Annotated in this window: 14 protein-coding genes; 11 read left to right on the plus strand and 3 right to left on the minus strand. The window is 42.8% G+C overall.

Annotated features, from left to right (window positions below; all coding sequences use genetic code 11):
- Positions 1–586 precede the first annotated feature (586 nt).
- The 6 genes from pncB (at position 587) to leuB (ending at position 8476) form a co-directional block, all read left to right on the plus strand.
- On the plus strand, positions 587–1750 hold the full coding sequence (gene pncB, locus WKU26_RS07295) for a nicotinate phosphoribosyltransferase (RefSeq protein ID WP_340321461.1): 1164 nt from the start codon (positions 587–589) through the stop codon (positions 1748–1750).
- A gap of 474 nt (positions 1751–2224) precedes the next feature.
- Entirely contained in the window at positions 2225–3721 is a 1497-nt protein-coding gene (locus WKU26_RS07300) for a 2-isopropylmalate synthase (RefSeq protein WP_340321462.1), read from the plus strand.
- An 18-nt stretch (positions 3722–3739) separates the two neighbouring features.
- Entirely contained in the window at positions 3740–5137 is a 1398-nt protein-coding gene (gene leuC / locus WKU26_RS07305) for a 3-isopropylmalate dehydratase large subunit (protein WP_340321463.1), read from the plus strand.
- A 12-nt stretch (positions 5138–5149) separates the two neighbouring features.
- Entirely contained in the window at positions 5150–5743 is a 594-nt protein-coding gene (leuD, locus tag WKU26_RS07310; RefSeq protein WP_340321464.1) for a 3-isopropylmalate dehydratase small subunit, read from the plus strand.
- Positions 5744–5780: 37 nt separating this feature from the next.
- Positions 5781–7307: an alpha-isopropylmalate synthase regulatory domain-containing protein gene (locus tag WKU26_RS07315; RefSeq protein WP_340321465.1), complete on the plus strand. Its 1527-nt coding sequence runs from the start codon at positions 5781–5783 to the stop codon at positions 7305–7307.
- A gap of 107 nt (positions 7308–7414) precedes the next feature.
- A complete protein-coding gene (leuB, locus tag WKU26_RS07320; protein WP_269878809.1) occupies positions 7415–8476 on the plus strand; it encodes a 3-isopropylmalate dehydrogenase in 1062 nt (353 codons plus the stop codon).
- A 180-nt stretch (positions 8477–8656) separates the two neighbouring features.
- Here leuB and msrA read toward each other — a convergent pair whose 3' ends face one another.
- Positions 8657–9142 carry a peptide-methionine (S)-S-oxide reductase MsrA gene (msrA, locus tag WKU26_RS07325; protein WP_338159032.1) on the minus strand — a complete coding sequence of 162 codons (486 nt, stop codon included), beginning with the start codon at positions 9140–9142 and terminating at the stop codon, positions 8657–8659.
- Between the two features lie 214 nt (positions 9143–9356).
- Between msrA and WKU26_RS07330 the strand changes: the two genes are divergently transcribed.
- On the plus strand, positions 9357–10181 hold the full coding sequence (locus WKU26_RS07330) for a tetratricopeptide repeat protein (protein ID WP_340321466.1): 825 nt from the start codon (positions 9357–9359) through the stop codon (positions 10179–10181).
- Positions 10182–10208: 27 nt separating this feature from the next.
- Here the strand turns inward: WKU26_RS07330 and WKU26_RS07335 are convergent, their stop codons facing one another.
- A complete protein-coding gene (locus tag WKU26_RS07335) occupies positions 10209–10922 on the minus strand; it encodes a LytR/AlgR family response regulator transcription factor (RefSeq protein WP_340321467.1) in 714 nt (237 codons plus the stop codon).
- Positions 10919–11950, minus strand: a complete 1032-nt coding sequence (locus WKU26_RS07340; RefSeq protein WP_340321468.1) for a sensor histidine kinase — start codon at positions 11948–11950, stop codon at positions 10919–10921. Before WKU26_RS07340 ends, WKU26_RS07335 begins: the two co-directional genes overlap by 4 nt.
- Before the next feature lie 161 nt (positions 11951–12111).
- Here WKU26_RS07340 and WKU26_RS07345 point away from each other — a divergent pair, with 161 nt between their 5' ends.
- The 4 genes from WKU26_RS07345 (at position 12112) to WKU26_RS07360 (ending at position 17112) form a co-directional block, all read left to right on the plus strand.
- Positions 12112–14868: a TonB-dependent receptor gene (locus tag WKU26_RS07345; protein ID WP_340321469.1), complete on the plus strand. Its 2757-nt coding sequence runs from the start codon at positions 12112–12114 to the stop codon at positions 14866–14868.
- Between the two features lie 31 nt (positions 14869–14899).
- Entirely contained in the window at positions 14900–15217 is a 318-nt protein-coding gene (locus WKU26_RS07350; protein WP_340321470.1) for a hypothetical protein, read from the plus strand.
- Between the two features lie 234 nt (positions 15218–15451).
- Entirely contained in the window at positions 15452–15793 is a 342-nt protein-coding gene (locus tag WKU26_RS07355; protein ID WP_340321471.1) for a hypothetical protein, read from the plus strand.
- 170 nt (positions 15794–15963) lie between these two features.
- Entirely contained in the window at positions 15964–17112 is a 1149-nt protein-coding gene (locus WKU26_RS07360) for an efflux RND transporter periplasmic adaptor subunit (RefSeq protein ID WP_340321472.1), read from the plus strand.
- The last annotated feature ends 1 nt before the right edge of the window (position 17113 follow it).

A 17113-nucleotide genomic window follows, 5' to 3' on the forward strand; every position in this document is an offset into this window, starting at 1 on the left:
GTGTATATATCCGGCAATGCTTCTGCCGTCCTTGCCGCCTTCTGCTGCGAAAGCTTCCCCAGGCTTCCTTCTGTGTGTTTTCTTTTGTTACCTTTCTTGTTCCCGTCCGTCCCTTCCTGTGGAATGTGGCGTTTCCGGATAACCTTCCCCTGGCCTGTCCGGCTGCTGCGGATGTTACATGCGTTGCCAATAAATTTACTTTATAGAAAAAGTGTAAATTTCCGATACTCTTATAGTATTTCTTATATCTGGTACCCGATTTGTATTGTTGCAACTATTCCTGTGGAGGTAGGTAAATTTTACCGTTTCAGGTGGTGCTTTATATGTATTAGATATACAGGTCGGAAAACAAATATGAAACTATATAATGGATGATCTTTCTTTTGCTTTGTTTACTGTTTCAGGAAATATATTGTTCATGGACGTTTTAAGAAGATGTGTATGGATTTGTATCAGATACAGAATAAAGGAAATGCTTTTCTCGAAACGGAATAGGCATTTTCTGATTTTTTAGTTAACTTCGTAGCGATAGCTGTAACTCAATATAAAGGTGACAGCGGGATAGTAATTAATACACTTGTTTTTTATGGTTATAAAAACAATTTTAGATACCGATTTATATAAGTTTACCACTTCGTATGCTTATATTAAGTTATTTCCTTATGCAATAGGGACATTTTCTTTCAAAGACCGAGATGAAACTGAATACACAGAAGGTTTTCTGGAAGCTTTAAAAAGTGAAATCTATAATTTGAGTTTGGTAGCTTTGACCGATGAGGAACTCGAATACATGTCGGCACATTGTAGATTTCTTCCCCGGGTATATTGGGAGTGGCTTTCTTCTTTCCGTTTCGATCCAAACAAGATTGAGGTTTACTTAGATGAACAGCATCATCTACATCTGGAAGTGACCGACTTTTTATATAAAGTCACTTTATATGAAGTTCCTTTACTTGCTATTGTTTCCGAGATTCGTAATCAGTTCTTCAATCGGATTCCCGATAAGAAAGAGATTATAGAACGGCTATCCGGTAAGGTAGAACTTTCCAATACAAATCGGCTTCCTTTCTCTGAGTTTGGAACACGCCGTCGCTTCTCTTTTGCCGTACAGGATATTGTGGTAGCCTATCTCAAAGAACACTCCAAGTACTGTATAGGTACATCCAACTGTTATCTGGCAATGAAATACGACATGTTGCCTATGGGAACCCATCCGCACGAATGGTTTATGTTTCATGGAGCACAGTTTGGATACAAACACGCCAACTATATGGCATTGGAAAACTGGGTGAATGTATACGATGGTGATTTGGGTACAGCTTTGTCTGATACATATACTTCAGATTCTTTCCTTACAAACTTCAGCAGGAAGCAGGCTAAATTGTTTGATGGAGTACGATGTGACTCTGGCAACGAATATGAGTTTGTGGATCGGTTGATTGCACGTTATAAAGAATTGGGTATCGATCCCACTACGAAAACCATTATATTCAGTAATGCGCTTGACTTTGAAAAAGCATTGAGTTTGTATGAATATTGCAAAGGAAAAATACGCTGTTCGTTTGGTATTGGTACCAACTTGACCAATGATACAGGCTACAAGCCCTCCAATATTGTGATGAAACTTTCTCGCTGTAAAATGAACAGCAATCAGGAGTGGCGTGAGTGCGTCAAGCTTTCGGATGACATGGGAAAACATATGGGAAGCAGTACAGAAGTAGAAGCGTGCCTTTATGAACTACGTTTATAAGAAAAAGTACAGTTTGCTTTTTAACTGAGAAAAAGGTATGTCGGTATTGGGCCGATATACCTTTTTGTTTTATTTAAAGGGGAGATAACAGGCTGAATTTGCAATAATATCTTTCTCGAAAAGGTATTATTGCCTGTTTTCGGAGAATTTTGATAGTTTTCTCTTTAGTAATACTTTTATATTAAACCCTGTCTAAGTTTTAAAAATTATTGTTTATTACATTAAAAAACTTACATATTGTTTTGCTTGTTCGAAATATTCTTTACCTTTGCACCTGTTAAAAATAAAAGGAGATAAAAAGATGATGTTTATACAGATTTTGCTATGCGGTTTGATTATTATTCTATTGGGTTGCCCGATGGGAAGTGAGTCGCGTGTATAAATGTCTATAAAGAATAATTGAAAGCCTTTCTCACTTCCTTGGTGTGAAAGGCTTTTTTAGTTGATAATAACCCTATAAAAATAGAACTTACTATGAGTGACAGATTATTTATTTTTGATACTACACTTCGCGATGGTGAGCAGGTGCCGGGATGTCAGTTGAATACGGTTGAAAAGATTCAGGTAGCCAAGCAGCTTGAAGCATTGGGAGTAGATGTCATTGAAGCAGGCTTTCCAGTCTCAAGTCCGGGAGATTTTAACTCTGTAATTGAAATTTCGAAAGCAGTAACATGGCCTACCATTTGTGCTTTGACCCGTGCCGTACAAAAAGACATTGATGTAGCAGCAGAGGCTTTGCAATACGCCAAGCACAAACGTATCCATACAGGTATCGGTACATCAGATTCCCATATCAAATATAAATTCAATTCTACACGTGAAGAAATCATCGAACGTGCAGTGGCTGCTGTAAAATACGCACGCCGCTATGTAGATGATGTAGAGTTCTATGCAGAAGATGCAGGTCGTACAGACAACGAATATCTGGCTCGTGTAGTAGAAGCTGTCATCAAGGCAGGAGCTACCGTTGTCAATATACCCGATACAACCGGTTATTGTCTTCCTGAGGAATATGGAGCAAAAATCAAGTATCTGATGGAGCATGTTGACGGTATTGATAAGGCTATTATCTCTACCCACTGTCATAACGATTTGGGTATGGCTACGGCAAATACCATCAGTGGAGTGCTGAACGGTGCACGTCAGGTAGAAGTTACCATCAACGGTATTGGCGAACGTGCCGGAAACACCTCACTTGAAGAAGTGGCCATGATTCTTCGCTGTCATCACAATATCAACATCGACACCAATATCAATACTCAGAAAATCTATCCTACCAGCCGCATGGTATCCAGTTTGATGAACATGCCTGTTCAGCCCAACAAAGCCATCGTAGGTCGCAATGCTTTTGCCCATTCATCGGGTATCCATCAGGATGGAGTCTTAAAGAACGTACAGACATACGAAATTATCGATCCGAAAGATGTAGGAATAGACGATAATGCCATTGTACTGACAGCCCGTAGCGGACGAGCTGCTTTGAAACATCGTTTGCATGTATTGGGAGTAGAAATGAGCCAGGAAAAACTGGATAAGGTATACGAAGACTTCCTGAAACTGGCCGATAAGAAGAAAGATATTACCGATGATGATATCATGGTACTGGCCGGAGCAGACCGCAACTTCAACCATCACATCAAACTGGAGTATCTGCAGGTAACCAGTGGAGTAGGAGTGCGTTCTGTAGCCAGTCTCGGACTGAATATCTCCGGTGAACATTTTGAAGCAGCAGCCACAGGAAACGGTCCGGTAGATGCCGCTATCAAAGCCGTGAAAAAGATTATCAACCGTCAGATGACATTGAAAGAGTTTACTATCCAGGCCATCAGCAAGGGAAGTGATGATGTAGGTAAAGTACACATGCAGGTAGAATACGACGGACAGATGTATTATGGCTTTGGAGCAAACACAGATATTATCGCAGCGTCGGTAGAAGCTTATATTGACTGTATCAACAAATTTAAGAAATAACTAAACGAAGTAAAGAATATGGCTAATACATTATTCGACAAAATATGGGATGCACATGTGGTGCAGAAAGTAGAAGAAGGTCCCACACAATTATATATAGACCGTCTTTATTGTCACGAAGTGACCAGTCCGCAAGCCTTTGCCGGCATGCGTGCCCGTGGATTGAAATGTTTCCGTCCGGAGCGTATCTATTGTATGCCCGACCATAACACTCCTACCCACGATCAGGATAAACCTATTGAAGATCCGGTATCCAAGGCACAGGTTGATGCTCTGGCAAAAAATGCGGCCGACTTTGGGCTGACTCATTTCGGTATGATGAACAAGAAAAACGGTATTATCCATGTGGTAGGACCGGAACGCGGACTGACTCTTCCGGGAATGACCATCGTATGCGGCGATTCGCATACATCTACCCACGGAGCAATGGGAGCCGTTGCATTTGGTATCGGTACCAGCGAAGTAGAAATGGTCATGGCTTCACAGTGCATCTTGCAGGCTCGTCCGAAGACAATGCGTATTACCATCGACGGACAGTTGGGCAAAGGCGTTACTGCCAAGGACGTAGCATTGTATATGATGTCGAAGATGACAACCAGCGGTGCAACCGGTTATTTTGTAGAATACGCCGGAGAAGCAATCCGCAGCCTTACAATGGAAGGCCGTCTGACACTCTGCAACCTGAGTATCGAAATGGGAGCACGCGGTGGTATGATTGCCCCCGATGAAGTAACCTTCGAATACATCAAAGGTCGTGAATATGCACCGCAAGGAGAAGAATGGGAAAAGGCTGTAGCTTACTGGAGAACGCTGAAGAGCGACGACGATGCCGTATTCGATAAAGAAGTACGCTATGATGCAGCCGATATCCAGCCGATGATTACCTATGGAACCAATCCGGGAATGGGTATGGCAATTACCGATTCCATTCCTACTACCGAAGGCATGAGCGACGTAGAAAAAGGTTCATTCGAAAAGTCGATGAACTACATGGGTTTCTCTGCCGGAGAATCGCTGATAGGCAAGCCAATCGATTATGTATTCCTTGGTGCATGTACCAACGGACGTATTGAAGACTTCCGGGCCTTTGCTTCTATTGTAAAAGGACGTAAGAAAGCAGAAAATGTGGTAGCATGGCTCGTACCAGGTTCTTGGATGGTCGATGAACAGATTCGTCAGGAAGGACTGGACAAAGTGCTGGAAGAAGCGGGCTTTGCCATCCGTCAGCCGGGATGTTCTGCCTGTCTGGCTATGAACGACGATAAGATTCCGGCAGGAAAATATTCCGTATCTACCAGCAACCGTAACTTTGAAGGTCGTCAGGGTCCTGGAGCACGCACCTTGCTGGCAAGTCCGCTGACTGCCGCTGCCGCAGCTGTCACTGGAGTAATTACCGATCCGCGAACATTAATGTAATACAGAACCACTATGAAACAGAAATTCGATATACTTACAAGCACTTGTATCCCTCTTCCTTTAGAGAATGTAGATACAGACCAGATTATTCCTGCACGTTTCCTGAAAGCAACCACAAGAGAAGAGAAATTCTTTGGTGACAACCTGTTCCGCGACTGGCGTTATCATCCGGATGGTACACTCAACAAAGACTTCGTGCTGAACGACCCTACTTATAGCGGACAAATTCTGGTTGCCGGAAAGAACTTCGGTTCCGGTTCAAGCCGTGAACATGCTGCATGGGCAATTGCCGGATACGGATTCAGAGTCGTAGTTTCCAGCTTTTTTGCCGACATTCACAAAAACAATGAGTTGAACAACTTTGTACTTCCTGTTGTGGTGAGCGAAGCTTTCCTGAAAGAACTGTTCGACTCCATTTATGCCAATCCGAAAACAGAAGTGGAAGTCAACCTTCCGGCACAGACCATTACCAACAAGGCTACCGGTAAATCGGAAGTCTTCGAAATCAATGCTTACAAAAAGCATTGTCTGATGAACGGACTGGACGATATCGACTTCCTGGTGGAAAACAAAGAGAAGATAGAAGCTTTCGAAGCAAATCGCTAAAAGTAATAAGAACAAATAAAAACGAGTAGATGTCTGTATGGAAAGACCAATAATAGAAATCATGGATACAACGCTGCGCGATGGAGAACAGACCAGTGGCGTATCGTTTGTAGCCCGTGAAAAATTAATGATAGCCCGCTTGTTGCTGGAGGATTTGAAAGTTGACCGCGTAGAAGTGGCTTCGGCCCGTGTGTCGGAAGGAGAGTTCAATGCGGTGAAGATGATTTGTGACTGGGCCTCTGCTCGTAATATGCTGTCCCGTGTAGAAGTGCTTGGGTTTGTCGACGGAAAAGTATCTGTCGACTGGATTCATAAGGCAGGATGCCGTGTCATCAATCTGCTGACAAAAGGCTCGGAAAAACATTGTACTTATCAGTTGAAGAAAACACTGGCCGAACATGTAGCCGACATACGTGAAGTAGTACGTTATGCACAGCAGTGTGATATGTCGGTCAATGTGTATCTGGAAGACTGGAGCAACGGGATAAAAGACTCGCCGGATTATGTATTCGGACTGATAGACGGATTGAAGGATACGGGTATCAAGCGCTTCATGCTGCCCGATACACTGGGTATACTGAATCCGCTACAAGTCATCGAATTCATGCGTAAAATGAAAAAACGCTATCCGGATTTGCATTTCGATTTCCACGCACACAACGACTATGATTTGGCTGTGAGCAATGTACTGGCCGCTGTGCTGAGTGGAGTGAAAGGTCTTCATACTACCATCAACGGGCTGGGAGAGCGTGCCGGAAATGCTCCTCTTGCCAGTGTACAGGCCATCCTGAAAGACCATTTTCAGGCAATTACACACATCGACGAAAGCCGTCTGAATGATGTAAGCCGGGTGGTAGAGTCATACTCGGGAGTGACCATTCCAGCCAATAAACCGATTGTGGGAGACAGCGTGTTTACGCAGGTGGCCGGGGTACATGCCGATGGAGACAACAAGAACAATCTGTATTGCAACGACCTGCTTCCTGAGCGCTTCGGACGTGTACGTGAATATGCGTTGGGAAAAACTTCCGGAAAAGCCAATATCCGCAAGAACCTTGAAAGTCTCGGGCTGGAACTGGACGAAGAAGCTATGCGTAAGGTAACAGAACGCATTATCCAGTTGGGCGACCGCAAAGAACTGGTTACTCAGGAAGATTTGCCGTATATTATTTCCGATGTGCTGAAGCACGATGGAGCCAACAATAAAGTACGCCTGTTGAGTTACTTTGTTACCTTGGCGCAGGGACTGAAACCGATGGCTACCTTGAATATCGAAATAGATGGCAAAACCTATCAGGAAAGTTCTTCTGGCGACGGACAATACGATGCCTTTGTGCGTGCATTGCGCAAAATCTATAAAGGCGTATTGAAGCGTACCTTCCCCATGCTGGTGAACTATGCAGTTTCTATTCCTCCCGGAGGACGTACCGATGCATTCGTACATACGGTCATCACCTGGAGTTACGAAGGGCGTGAGTTCCGTACACGCGGACTGGATGCCGACCAGACAGAGGCAGCTATCAAAGCTACTATTAAAATGTTGAATATAATAGAAGAAAGTTGACAAGGTTTCAGCTGGCAAGGGAACAAAAGATAAGATATCGAGAACCTTGTCTGCCCGTAACCTGATACTTGACTAAAAAAACTTACAAACTTTAAAACTTAAAATATATGGAATTTAAAATAGCCGTATTGGCTGGCGATGGCATCGGACCGGAAATCTCCGTGCAGGGTGTGGATGTCATGACAGCTGTATGTGAGAAATTTGGACATAAAGTAAGTTATGAATATGCATTGTGTGGTGCCGATGCCATAGATAAAGTAGGCGATCCGTTTCCGGAAGCTACTTACGAAGTATGTAAGCGTGCCGATGCCGTGTTGTTTTCTGCAGTAGGCGACCCGAAATTCGACAACGATCCTACCGCAAAAGTGCGTCCGGAACAGGGACTGCTGGCCATGCGTAAAAAATTGGGCTTGTTTGCAAACATCCGTCCGGTACAGACCTTCAAGTGTCTGTTGCATAAATCACCTTTGCGTGCCGAACTGGTAGAAGGAGCCGATTTCCTTTGCATCCGTGAATTGACAGGAGGAATGTATTTCGGTGAAAAATACCAGGACAACGAAAAGGCTTACGATACTAATATGTATACCCGTCCGGAAATTGAACGCATTCTGAAAGTCGGATTCGAATATGCCATGAAACGCCGCAAACACCTCACCGTAGTCGATAAGGCCAACGTACTGGCATCTTCCCGTCTGTGGCGTCAGATTGCCCAGGAAATGGCACCGCAGTATCCGGAAGTGACTACCGACTATATGTTTGTAGACAATGCTGCCATGCGTATGATTCAGGAGCCTACTTTCTTCGACGTCATGGTAACTGAAAATACTTTCGGCGACATCCTGACCGATGAAGGTTCTTGCATCAGTGGTTCTATGGGCTTGCTTCCTTCGGCTTCTACAGGCGAAAGTACACCGGTATTCGAACCGATTCACGGTTCATGGCCTCAGGCTAAGGGATTGAACATTGCCAATCCGCTGGCTCAGATTCTGTCGGTAGCTATGCTGTTCGAGTATTTCGACTGCAAGGAAGAAGGTGCACTGATTCGTAAGGCTGTAGATGCTTCGCTGGATGCTTGCGTTCGCACTCCTGAAATTCAGGTGGAAGGCGGTGCCAAATATGGTACAAAAGAAGTGGGTGAATGGATTGTAAATTATATCCGTAAAGCCTGATTATATACACATACACAGACATAACATATATTATTAATCAGTCAGCGCCGTTGTTTGTATAAACAGCGGCGCTGATTTTATATCCGGCGTCGTCGATTGTAAATACAACGTCGTCGGTTTTAGCAAATGTCTGAAATCAATACTTGTCTTTGTCGGACAGGAAAAACCGTTTTCCCCGAATCAGAATTTCTTTATCCGGATGTGGCAATAAGGTTCTCCGCCTGTCTTGTCGTAATAATGCTGGTGATATTCTTCTCCCTCCCAGAATGTGGTGGCAGGAGTCAGACGGGTATTCACTTCATACCCTTTGTCGCGCAAAATTTGGATCACCTCTTCTGCTTCTTTCTTCTGCTTTTCGTCGAGGTAGAATATTTCACTCCGGTACTGGTCGCCGATGTCGGGACCCTGTCCGTCGGTTTGTGCCGGGTCGTGTATTTCGAAGAACAGTTTGCACAGTTCGCTGAAAGAGGTCTGTTCCGCATCAAACTCCACCAGAGTAGCTTCGGCATGTCCGGTAAGATGTGCTTTTACTTCCTGATAAGTCGGTTCGTCTTTATGACCTCCGATATATCCAACAGTAGAGCGGACGACTCCTTTGGCATGCTCGAACTGATATTGTGCGCCCCAGAAGCACCCGCAGGCAAAGATGGCTTTTTCTATTTTCATACGGTTGTATAGGTTTGGGTTTTACTTTTTTCCGATGTTTCTGCCGTATATGAAGCAAGAAACAGTCACAAACTTACGAACTTCACGCCAACTTACAAACAGGCTGACTCATAAACTTAACTTTAAACTTACAAAAAGTATTTAACACAGAAAGACTTCTGCAAATATTCCCTTACCTTTGGTACACAATTAACAGAAAGAAAAATTCCGGAAAATGAAAAGAATTGTATTGTTTTGCTTATGTATATGTTCCCTGACTTCACTTTTTGCGCAGAAATCGTATAAAGAAGTGGTAGACCGCGCCATGAACTGTGCCTTGAAAGATAGTCTTCCCGAGGCAGAAGCCCTGTTTCGCGAGGCTTTGAAAATGGACCCGTCCAGTGCCCGCAACGCATTGCTTTTCTCCAATTTGGGAACTGTGCAGAAACGGCTGGGAAAGACCGATGAGGCCATCGAATCGTACACTCTGGCTCTGAACATTACACCTTATGCTACAGCTATTCTGCTAAACCGTGCAGCCCTTTATCTGGACAAAAATCTGATAGACAAAGCTTATGTAGACTATTGTAATGTAATCGATTTATTGCCCGAAGATGAAGAAGCCCGCCTGTTCCGTGCATATATTTATATGCAGCGTCGCGAATACAAAGAAGCCCGTATAGACTATAATGTCATTCTTGCTAAAAACCTGAAGAATAAAACGGCCCGTATCGGTCTCGCTATGCTCGACCAGAAAGAAGGAAAGTATACGGCAGCCCGTGATGCACTGAACCTGTTGGTAGAGGAATATCCTACAGATGTATCTCTTCTTAAAATGCGCGCCAATCTGGAAACAGAGCAGCAACATCCGGATGCTGCCTTGCTTGATTTGGAGGAAGCTGCCCGTCTGGACAGTCAGGATGCTGAAGTCTTTCTGATGATTGGTGATGTGAAATTGGGGCAGGAAAAGAAGAAAGAAGCATTGGCTGCGTACGAGAAAGCCATCGAACTGGGTATTCCCCGCATCGAACTGATGGAAAAAATCAAGCAGTGCAAATAATAGCTCGAGTAGGGAAGGAGAGCCTTCTTATTCTGTCTGGGGCATTTGTTCTATCGTTTTTAACTCCTTGCTATAACTTCTTCCTACCGGAATGCGGGTACCGTTGTACAAAAGCACCTCTTTTTGCGTAAAACTGGCTATCCGGTGTACCGGTACGATGAATGATTTGTGTATACGTATGAATTTCTCCGGAGGAAGCAGTTCCTGTGTGCTTTTCATGCTGATTTGCGACATCAGTGGCGGCTGGTCATGCAGATAAATACGTACATAGTTGTCCATCGATTCGATATACAGTATATCCTTCAGTTTGATATGTGTATTTTTATACTCAACCTTTAGTGTGATGCTTTCGTCTGTAAAGACCGGATTATTGGAAAGGCTTTGCAGCGAATACCGTTCTATTACCTTGTCGACGGCCTTTTCGAAACGCGTGTATGAAAAGGGTTTGTGAAGAAAATCGATGGCATTCAGTTCGAAACCGTCGAGTGCATACTGGGCATATGCTGTAGTCAGAATCAGAAAGGTGCCAGTCGGCAATTCGTGTGCCAGTTTTATCCCATTCAGATCGCCCATTTCCACATCGAGGAAGAGCAGATGAGGCTTTATTTTTTTTACTTGCTCCATACCGGTCAGCGGATTGGTAAAAGTCTTCACCTCCATATCTCCATACCGTTGGCAAAAGCTGGTAATGATTTCCAGTGCCATTGGCTCATCGTCTATTGCCACACACTTTATCTTCATGTCTTTAAACTGATACTGAGAGTTAGCGTAAATAACCCGTCTTTTTCTTCTGTAAACAAACTGTATTTGTGCGGATAGAGAAGTTCCAGTCTTTTTTTGCAGTTCTCTATCCCTATTCCCTTAGACAGGTTGTTGCGCGTATGGTTTAACAGCGGATTGGTTGTAGACAAAAGTAATTCTCCGTTTTCTGCCTGAATTGTGATATAAGCTTCTCCGGCTTTGTGCGAGGAAATTCCATGTTTGAATACATTCTCTATAAAGGTAATCAGAATCATCGGTGCAATGTCCAATTGTTCCGTTTCGTCGTGCTGATACGAATAGTGGATTTTGAAGTTCTCCGGTATCCGGTATTTCTGCAGTTCGATGTACTGATGGATGTATTCTATTTCAGTGCAGAGCGGAATTTTTTCCTGTGTATTGTGGGTATACATGTATTTCATGAGCCCGATAAACTGTGTAAAAGCATCTTCGGCCTGTGGTGAGCGGGTTACCACCATTGCATACAGTGTATTGAGACTGTTGAACAGAAAATGAGGGTTAATCTGTGCTTTATACAAAGCCAGTTCGGCTTTTTTCTTTTCAAATTCTACCACCTGCCTTCTGGTTATCTGATGATACAGTTCGGTAAGCAGTCCCACGGCAATACTGAAAGCCATGACCACAATGTAGAGAAACCATACCGCCTGCTGCTGCAATCGGATTTTGGGAATATGCGTGGCCAGTCTTGGACGCCGCATTCTGTGTACAGGTATTTCCATCTGGTAGCGTGTGATGAGATAAGTTCCTGCTATTGTGAGTAAGATAAGGATTACTGCAATCCAGAAACGTTTCTGTCCCACCAGCACAAAAGGCATAACCACATACCGGTTCAGAATATATACAATGTACAGCCATCCTACCAGCAGGTATACAAAAATAGAATCTTTTTCCAGCCATCGCTCGATAGGCAGCAAAGCAATCAGAGCCGGTAGCAGTACCAGGCAAAAAATAAGGTCTATAAAAAAGGGAAGTTTCTTTGTTTGCCACATAGATATCTTGTTTTTACAAAAATACGCTTTTCCGCTGTGTTATGGAAATAAGCCTTATGCTGTTTACCATTACATTCATGCTGTTTACCCCTACTTTCAGGTTCCCTTGGATTTTGCATTTCTCTGTCGCTTATTTTTGTGGTGAAACAATAGGATAGAATATGAAAAGAATGATTGGGGTGATTGTCTGCATCATTTTGCCGGCAATCGTTTGGGCGCAGCATCTATCGGGTACAGTGACGGATAAGAAAAGCGGAGAGCCTTTACTCTCTGCTACGGTAAGTTTGACTCCTGAAGGAGGGAAAACTGTTTATACTACTACCGATTTGGCAGGATGGTATCAGTTTAAGAAACTGCTGCCGGGAGAGTATGTTTTGCAGATTTCGTATGTAGGCTATAAATCTTATAAAAACAAAGTCAGTATTTCTTCTGCAGGTGCGGTGGTGAATATAAGCATGGAAGAAGATATACAGCTGCTGGGGCAGGTATCTGTGAACGGACGGGCTACACGGGCAGAGCAGAAAGGTGATAGTCTGGTTTACAATGCGGAGGCCTTTAAAGTGTTGCAGGGGAGTACAGCCGAAGAGTTGCTGGCCAAAATGCCCGGGGTAGTGGTAGAAGGAGGAACGGTACAGGCACAGGGAGAAGATGTGAAAAAAGTACTGGTAGACGGCAAGGAATTTTTTGATGGAGATATTAATCTGGCACTCAAGAATTTGCCGGCTGATATTATTGCAAGTATTGAAGTCTTCGACAAAAAGAGTGAACAGGCTGAGTTTACAGGTTTTGATGACGGAGAGGAGATAAAGACCATCAATATTGTAACAAAGTCGGGATTCAAAGAAGGGACTTTCGGAGAAGTGTACGGAGGCTATGGTACAGAAGACCGTTATCGTGTGGGAGGAAACGTTAATTTCTTTGATGGCGACAGACGTGTATCTGTATTAGGTATGAGTAACAACGTAAACCAGCAGAACTTTTCTCAGGAAGACTTGGCTGGAGTGATGGCTTCGTCTGCCGGAAAAGGCAGGGGAGGACGCAGAAAAGGTGGAAAAGCTGGAGGAGGACCGGGGAATTCTGCAAATAATTTTATGGTAGGAAGCCTGGGAGGTGTTACAGCCAGCAACGGACTTGGTCTGAACTATGTAGACCAGTGGGGAGAAAAAGTTAAAGTGACAGGAAGTTACTTTTTCAACCAGTCGGTTAATAATTCCGAAAAAATAACCGACCGTTACTTCTTCGATTCAGTATTGCCTGGTATGAGCTATAATGAAACAAACAGTTCACGGATGGAAAACTGGAATCATCGCTTCAATATGAAACTGGATTATCAGATAGATAAGAATAATTCTCTTCAGATAAGACCGGTCATCAGTTTTCAGAACAATGACATGACAGGAATGTGGTTGGGAAGCAATCTTGCAGATGGAGCAGTGGAAAGTGAAGTAGAAAACAACAGTTACAGTGATATCGATGCGTACAGCGTAGGAGGAAGCATGATTTACCGTCATCGTTTTCCTGTACCCGGACGTACTCTTTCTGTCACTTTCAATGGAACGATGTCTGATAAAGTGGGAGATGCTTATTCCGATTATGTGAACCGTAAGTATGGAGAACAGACCATAGAGGAGAGCTACGGACAATATAAGGCAACCGCAGACAAACAATATATGTGGAATGGGAGTTTGATGTTTACCGAAAAACTGGCCGACGCCTGGCAGTTGCAGACCAATTATAGAGTCTCTTACTCGAATGTAGATGCAGACCGTAAGGTATACGAACGGGCAGCGGTAGGTGATTTGTATGAACAACTTGATGAGGATCTTTCCAATGTATATGAATCCGATTATCTGACTCATTCGGGAGGAGTCGGTTTGCGTTTCCACCAGAAGCAGTTGAATGTGATGCTGGGAGCCGATTTTCAGTATTCATCTCTGATGGGAAATCAGTACTATCCGGTGTATGAAGATTTGAATAAAAAGTATTTCTCTGTTTTGCCTTCTGCCACTGTACGCTATGCTTTGGATCGGAGTAATTCCTTTATCTTAAGGTATAGAAGTCGTTCGGCTTCTCCGTCGGTAACCGACTTGCAGGAGGTGGTAGATAATACCAATCCGTTGTTTCTGACTTCGGGTAATCCGGAGCTGGACCAGCAGATTAATCATTCACTGAACTTACGTTACATAAGGACCACTTCCTCCGGTCATACTTTCATTGCAATGGCGGGGGCTACTTTCCAGCAAAACTATGTAGCCGACAGTTCTTTTGTGGCTAAAGAAGATATGGTCTTGCCTTCTGGAGTGGAAATGGAAAAAGGAGCACAGTATACGAAACCGGTCAACTTGGATGGTTATTACAGCTTCCAGTCGATGCTTACCTATGGTTTTCCGTTGGACATTATCAGGAGTAATCTGAACTTAAGCATAGCAGCCAATTATGCTAATGTACCGACCATATTCGACGGGATGAAAAGTGCAACCCGGGAACTGAATGTCATACCAAAAATAATAATAGGAAGTAACATCAGCCATAATCTGGATTTTACCGTGTCTTATTCGGCTACGATAAACAAGATATTCAATTCGGTTGCGGGAACATCCAACGGTGATTATATCAACCATCTTGCTGCGGCAAAACTCGGTTGGACCTTTTGGAAGGGGTTTACTTTTCAAACCACGTTCAACTATATTAATTATGCAGGGCTGGACGAGGGAGATTCGGACTATTTCCTGTGGAATGCATCAATCGGTAAGAAATTCCTGAAGCATAACCAGGCGGAAATCAGACTGGAAGCATGCGACCTGCTCAATCAGAACCAGGCTTTTTTACACCAGATAGGAAGCAATTATTATGACTATATCAATTATAATGTATTGAAACCTTATTTGATGCTGAGCTTTACGTATACCATCAGATAAGAATCTATTGTATAACTAAAAACAGACAGAAATGAAAAAGATTGTATTATTGGCTTGTATTGTTTTTGCGACTATCGGTACAACCGATGCACAACGACGCAACAGACAGCAGATGGATCCTGCACAGCGTGTAGAACAGATCATGAAGAATCTGGATGAGAAACTGAATTTGTCTGATGAACAGGAGCAGAAAATAAAAACGCTGTACGAGGAGTTTTTTAATCAGAAAATCTCACGCGAACAGCGTAAAGTGGAAAAACAGGAACTGGATGAGGCTGTTAAAGCTTTGCTGACAGAAGAACAGAAAGAAGCTTTCGGACAGATGGATAAAAAGAAAAGAAAGGAGTAATGCCAAACTGGTATAAAAAGGATAAACGGGAGAAGTGAAACGGATAAAACACGTTCTATTTCTCCCGTTTTATTTTGAAAAAATGATTGAATCTGTGTAGAGTTGTATCGAGTTGTTAATTTTTAGGAAAACATTTTTTATAATTTTTATATTTAAGCGTGCTCGTATATCTTTGCATTCCATAAAATCCATATTATGTTGTTTCATACAATAAGAAAAAATAGAATCTTGCGTGTGTTGTGTATGATCATGCTGATGCTCATACATTTGGATGCATATATGTATGAGGCAATCAATGCTTATCATGGAGAAACTACAGAACTGGCGCTTTCTTTTGCGGAAGAAAATTTGTCTCAGGAAGCTGAGGCCGGAATACCGGCTTGGGGAGATCTGTCTTATTCCAATACTTCTACCCGTTTGAGCTGTTGGAACATGGATTTTGTATATCTTCCTATATTGTTGCTTTTCAGTTTTATCCCCATTGTAAGAATCCGGAATTCGGTTAAGGTTTCTTTTTCTTTGGCGTCTTTACAGAAAGTGCGCCCTCATCTTACATTTTGTACACTTCTTATTTAGCAAATTCTTTTTGTTATATATCTCCCTTTGAGTAGGGAAATATAGCCAATTGGAGGAACGGAAATCACTTTTCGCTTCATGTCGTTTATGTATATTGGCGTCTTTGTACAGTAAAAGACTGTATCTTAATTTAAATAACACATAGTAATCAATTCTATTATTGTAATCTTATGAAAAATTGTATTCAGAAGATTGCTCTCCTTTCATGTGCGATGGGATTGTTGTCTTCATGTCAGTCTTCAGGCAATAAGCAGGTAAAAGGTAAAGAAGTGATTCCTGTAACGGTGCTTCAGCCTACATCAATTGATTTGCCTCGTTCTTATGTAGCCGATATTCAGGCTATTCAGTTTGTGGAAATTAAGGCTAAAGTAGAAGGTTTTGTTCAGCAGGTATTGGTAGACGAAGGTCAGCTGGTAAAAAAAGGACAGCCTATGTTCCGCTTGAATTCTGAAAATTATCAGGAAGTATTGAAAGCTGCAGAAGCAAACTACAAGCAAATGCAGGCTGAGCTGGAAATGGCGAATTACGAAAAAGAGCGTATACAAAGGCTGGTAGACAAGCAAATTATTTCTCCTATCCGCCTGGATCAGGTAAAACGTGAACGTGAAGTAGCCCGTATGAAGGTAGAACAGGCACGTGCTGAAATGCAGCGGGCACAGATGGAATATTCGTATACTACAATTACTGCTCCATTTACAGGATATATAGACCGTATTCCTTATAAGGTAGGTAGTTTGGTAAATCCGGAGAGTTTGTTGACTACAGTGAGTGATATTTCTGAAATTTTTGCTTATTATAAGGTTAATGAAAGTGAATACCTCCGTTTGAAGCGTGCTCAGTTGAATGGCGAAAATCTGCAGCAGTTGGACAATGTAGAACTGGTTTTGCCCGATGGTTCTATATATCATTATAAAGGTAAGCTGGAAACTGTAGAAGGAGATTTTGAAAGAGGAACAGGATCTATTGCCTTTCGTGTACGTTTCCCAAATCCGGACGGATTGTTGAAACATGGAGTAACAGGAAAGGTTCGACTGATGACACACATGAAAGACGTGTGCATGGTACCTCAGAAATCGACTTTCGAAATTCAGGATTTTACTTATGTTTATCTCTTGGATGAGGAAGGAAAAGTACAGGTACGCAGTTTCAATCCGATAGAACGTTATCATAACTTTTATGTCACACAAGACCTGAAACCCAATACAGCAATTGTATACGAAGGGGTGCAGATGGTGAAAGACGGTATGCAGATAAAGGCAGATACTATACCGTTTGAAGATGTGAGACAAGAATTGAAGTTGAACTCTTTACAAAGATAAT

The sequence above is a fragment of the Phocaeicola sp. HCN-40430 genome (assembly GCF_037890285.1).
Taxonomy (GTDB): Bacteria; Bacteroidota; Bacteroidia; order Bacteroidales; family Bacteroidaceae; genus Phocaeicola; species Phocaeicola acetigenes.

What these genes read in the sequence shown, in the direction of transcription:
- WKU26_RS07315 (WP_340321465.1), top strand. Translation starts at nt 5,781, where the DNA reads ATGGAAAGACCAATAATAGAAATCATGGATACAACGCTGCGCGATGGA.
- WKU26_RS07360 (WP_340321472.1), top strand. Translation starts at nt 15,964, where the DNA reads ATGAAAAATTGTATTCAGAAGATTGCTCTCCTTTCATGTGCGATGGGA.
- WKU26_RS07330 (WP_340321466.1), top strand. Translation starts at nt 9,357, where the DNA reads ATGAAAAGAATTGTATTGTTTTGCTTATGTATATGTTCCCTGACTTCA.
- WKU26_RS07340 (WP_340321468.1), bottom strand. Translation starts at nt 11,950, where the DNA reads ATGTGGCAAACAAAGAAACTTCCCTTTTTTATAGACCTTATTTTTTGC.
- leuB (WP_269878809.1), top strand. Translation starts at nt 7,415, where the DNA reads ATGGAATTTAAAATAGCCGTATTGGCTGGCGATGGCATCGGACCGGAA.
- pncB (WP_340321461.1), top strand. Translation starts at nt 587, where the DNA reads ATGGTTATAAAAACAATTTTAGATACCGATTTATATAAGTTTACCACT.
- WKU26_RS07345 (WP_340321469.1), top strand. Translation starts at nt 12,112, where the DNA reads ATGAAAAGAATGATTGGGGTGATTGTCTGCATCATTTTGCCGGCAATC.
- leuC (WP_340321463.1), top strand. Translation starts at nt 3,740, where the DNA reads ATGGCTAATACATTATTCGACAAAATATGGGATGCACATGTGGTGCAG.
- msrA (WP_338159032.1), bottom strand. Translation starts at nt 9,142, where the DNA reads ATGAAAATAGAAAAAGCCATCTTTGCCTGCGGGTGCTTCTGGGGCGCA.
- WKU26_RS07350 (WP_340321470.1), top strand. Translation starts at nt 14,900, where the DNA reads ATGAAAAAGATTGTATTATTGGCTTGTATTGTTTTTGCGACTATCGGT.
- WKU26_RS07300 (WP_340321462.1), top strand. Translation starts at nt 2,225, where the DNA reads ATGAGTGACAGATTATTTATTTTTGATACTACACTTCGCGATGGTGAG.
- WKU26_RS07335 (WP_340321467.1), bottom strand. Translation starts at nt 10,922, where the DNA reads ATGAAGATAAAGTGTGTGGCAATAGACGATGAGCCAATGGCACTGGAA.
- leuD (WP_340321464.1), top strand. Translation starts at nt 5,150, where the DNA reads ATGAAACAGAAATTCGATATACTTACAAGCACTTGTATCCCTCTTCCT.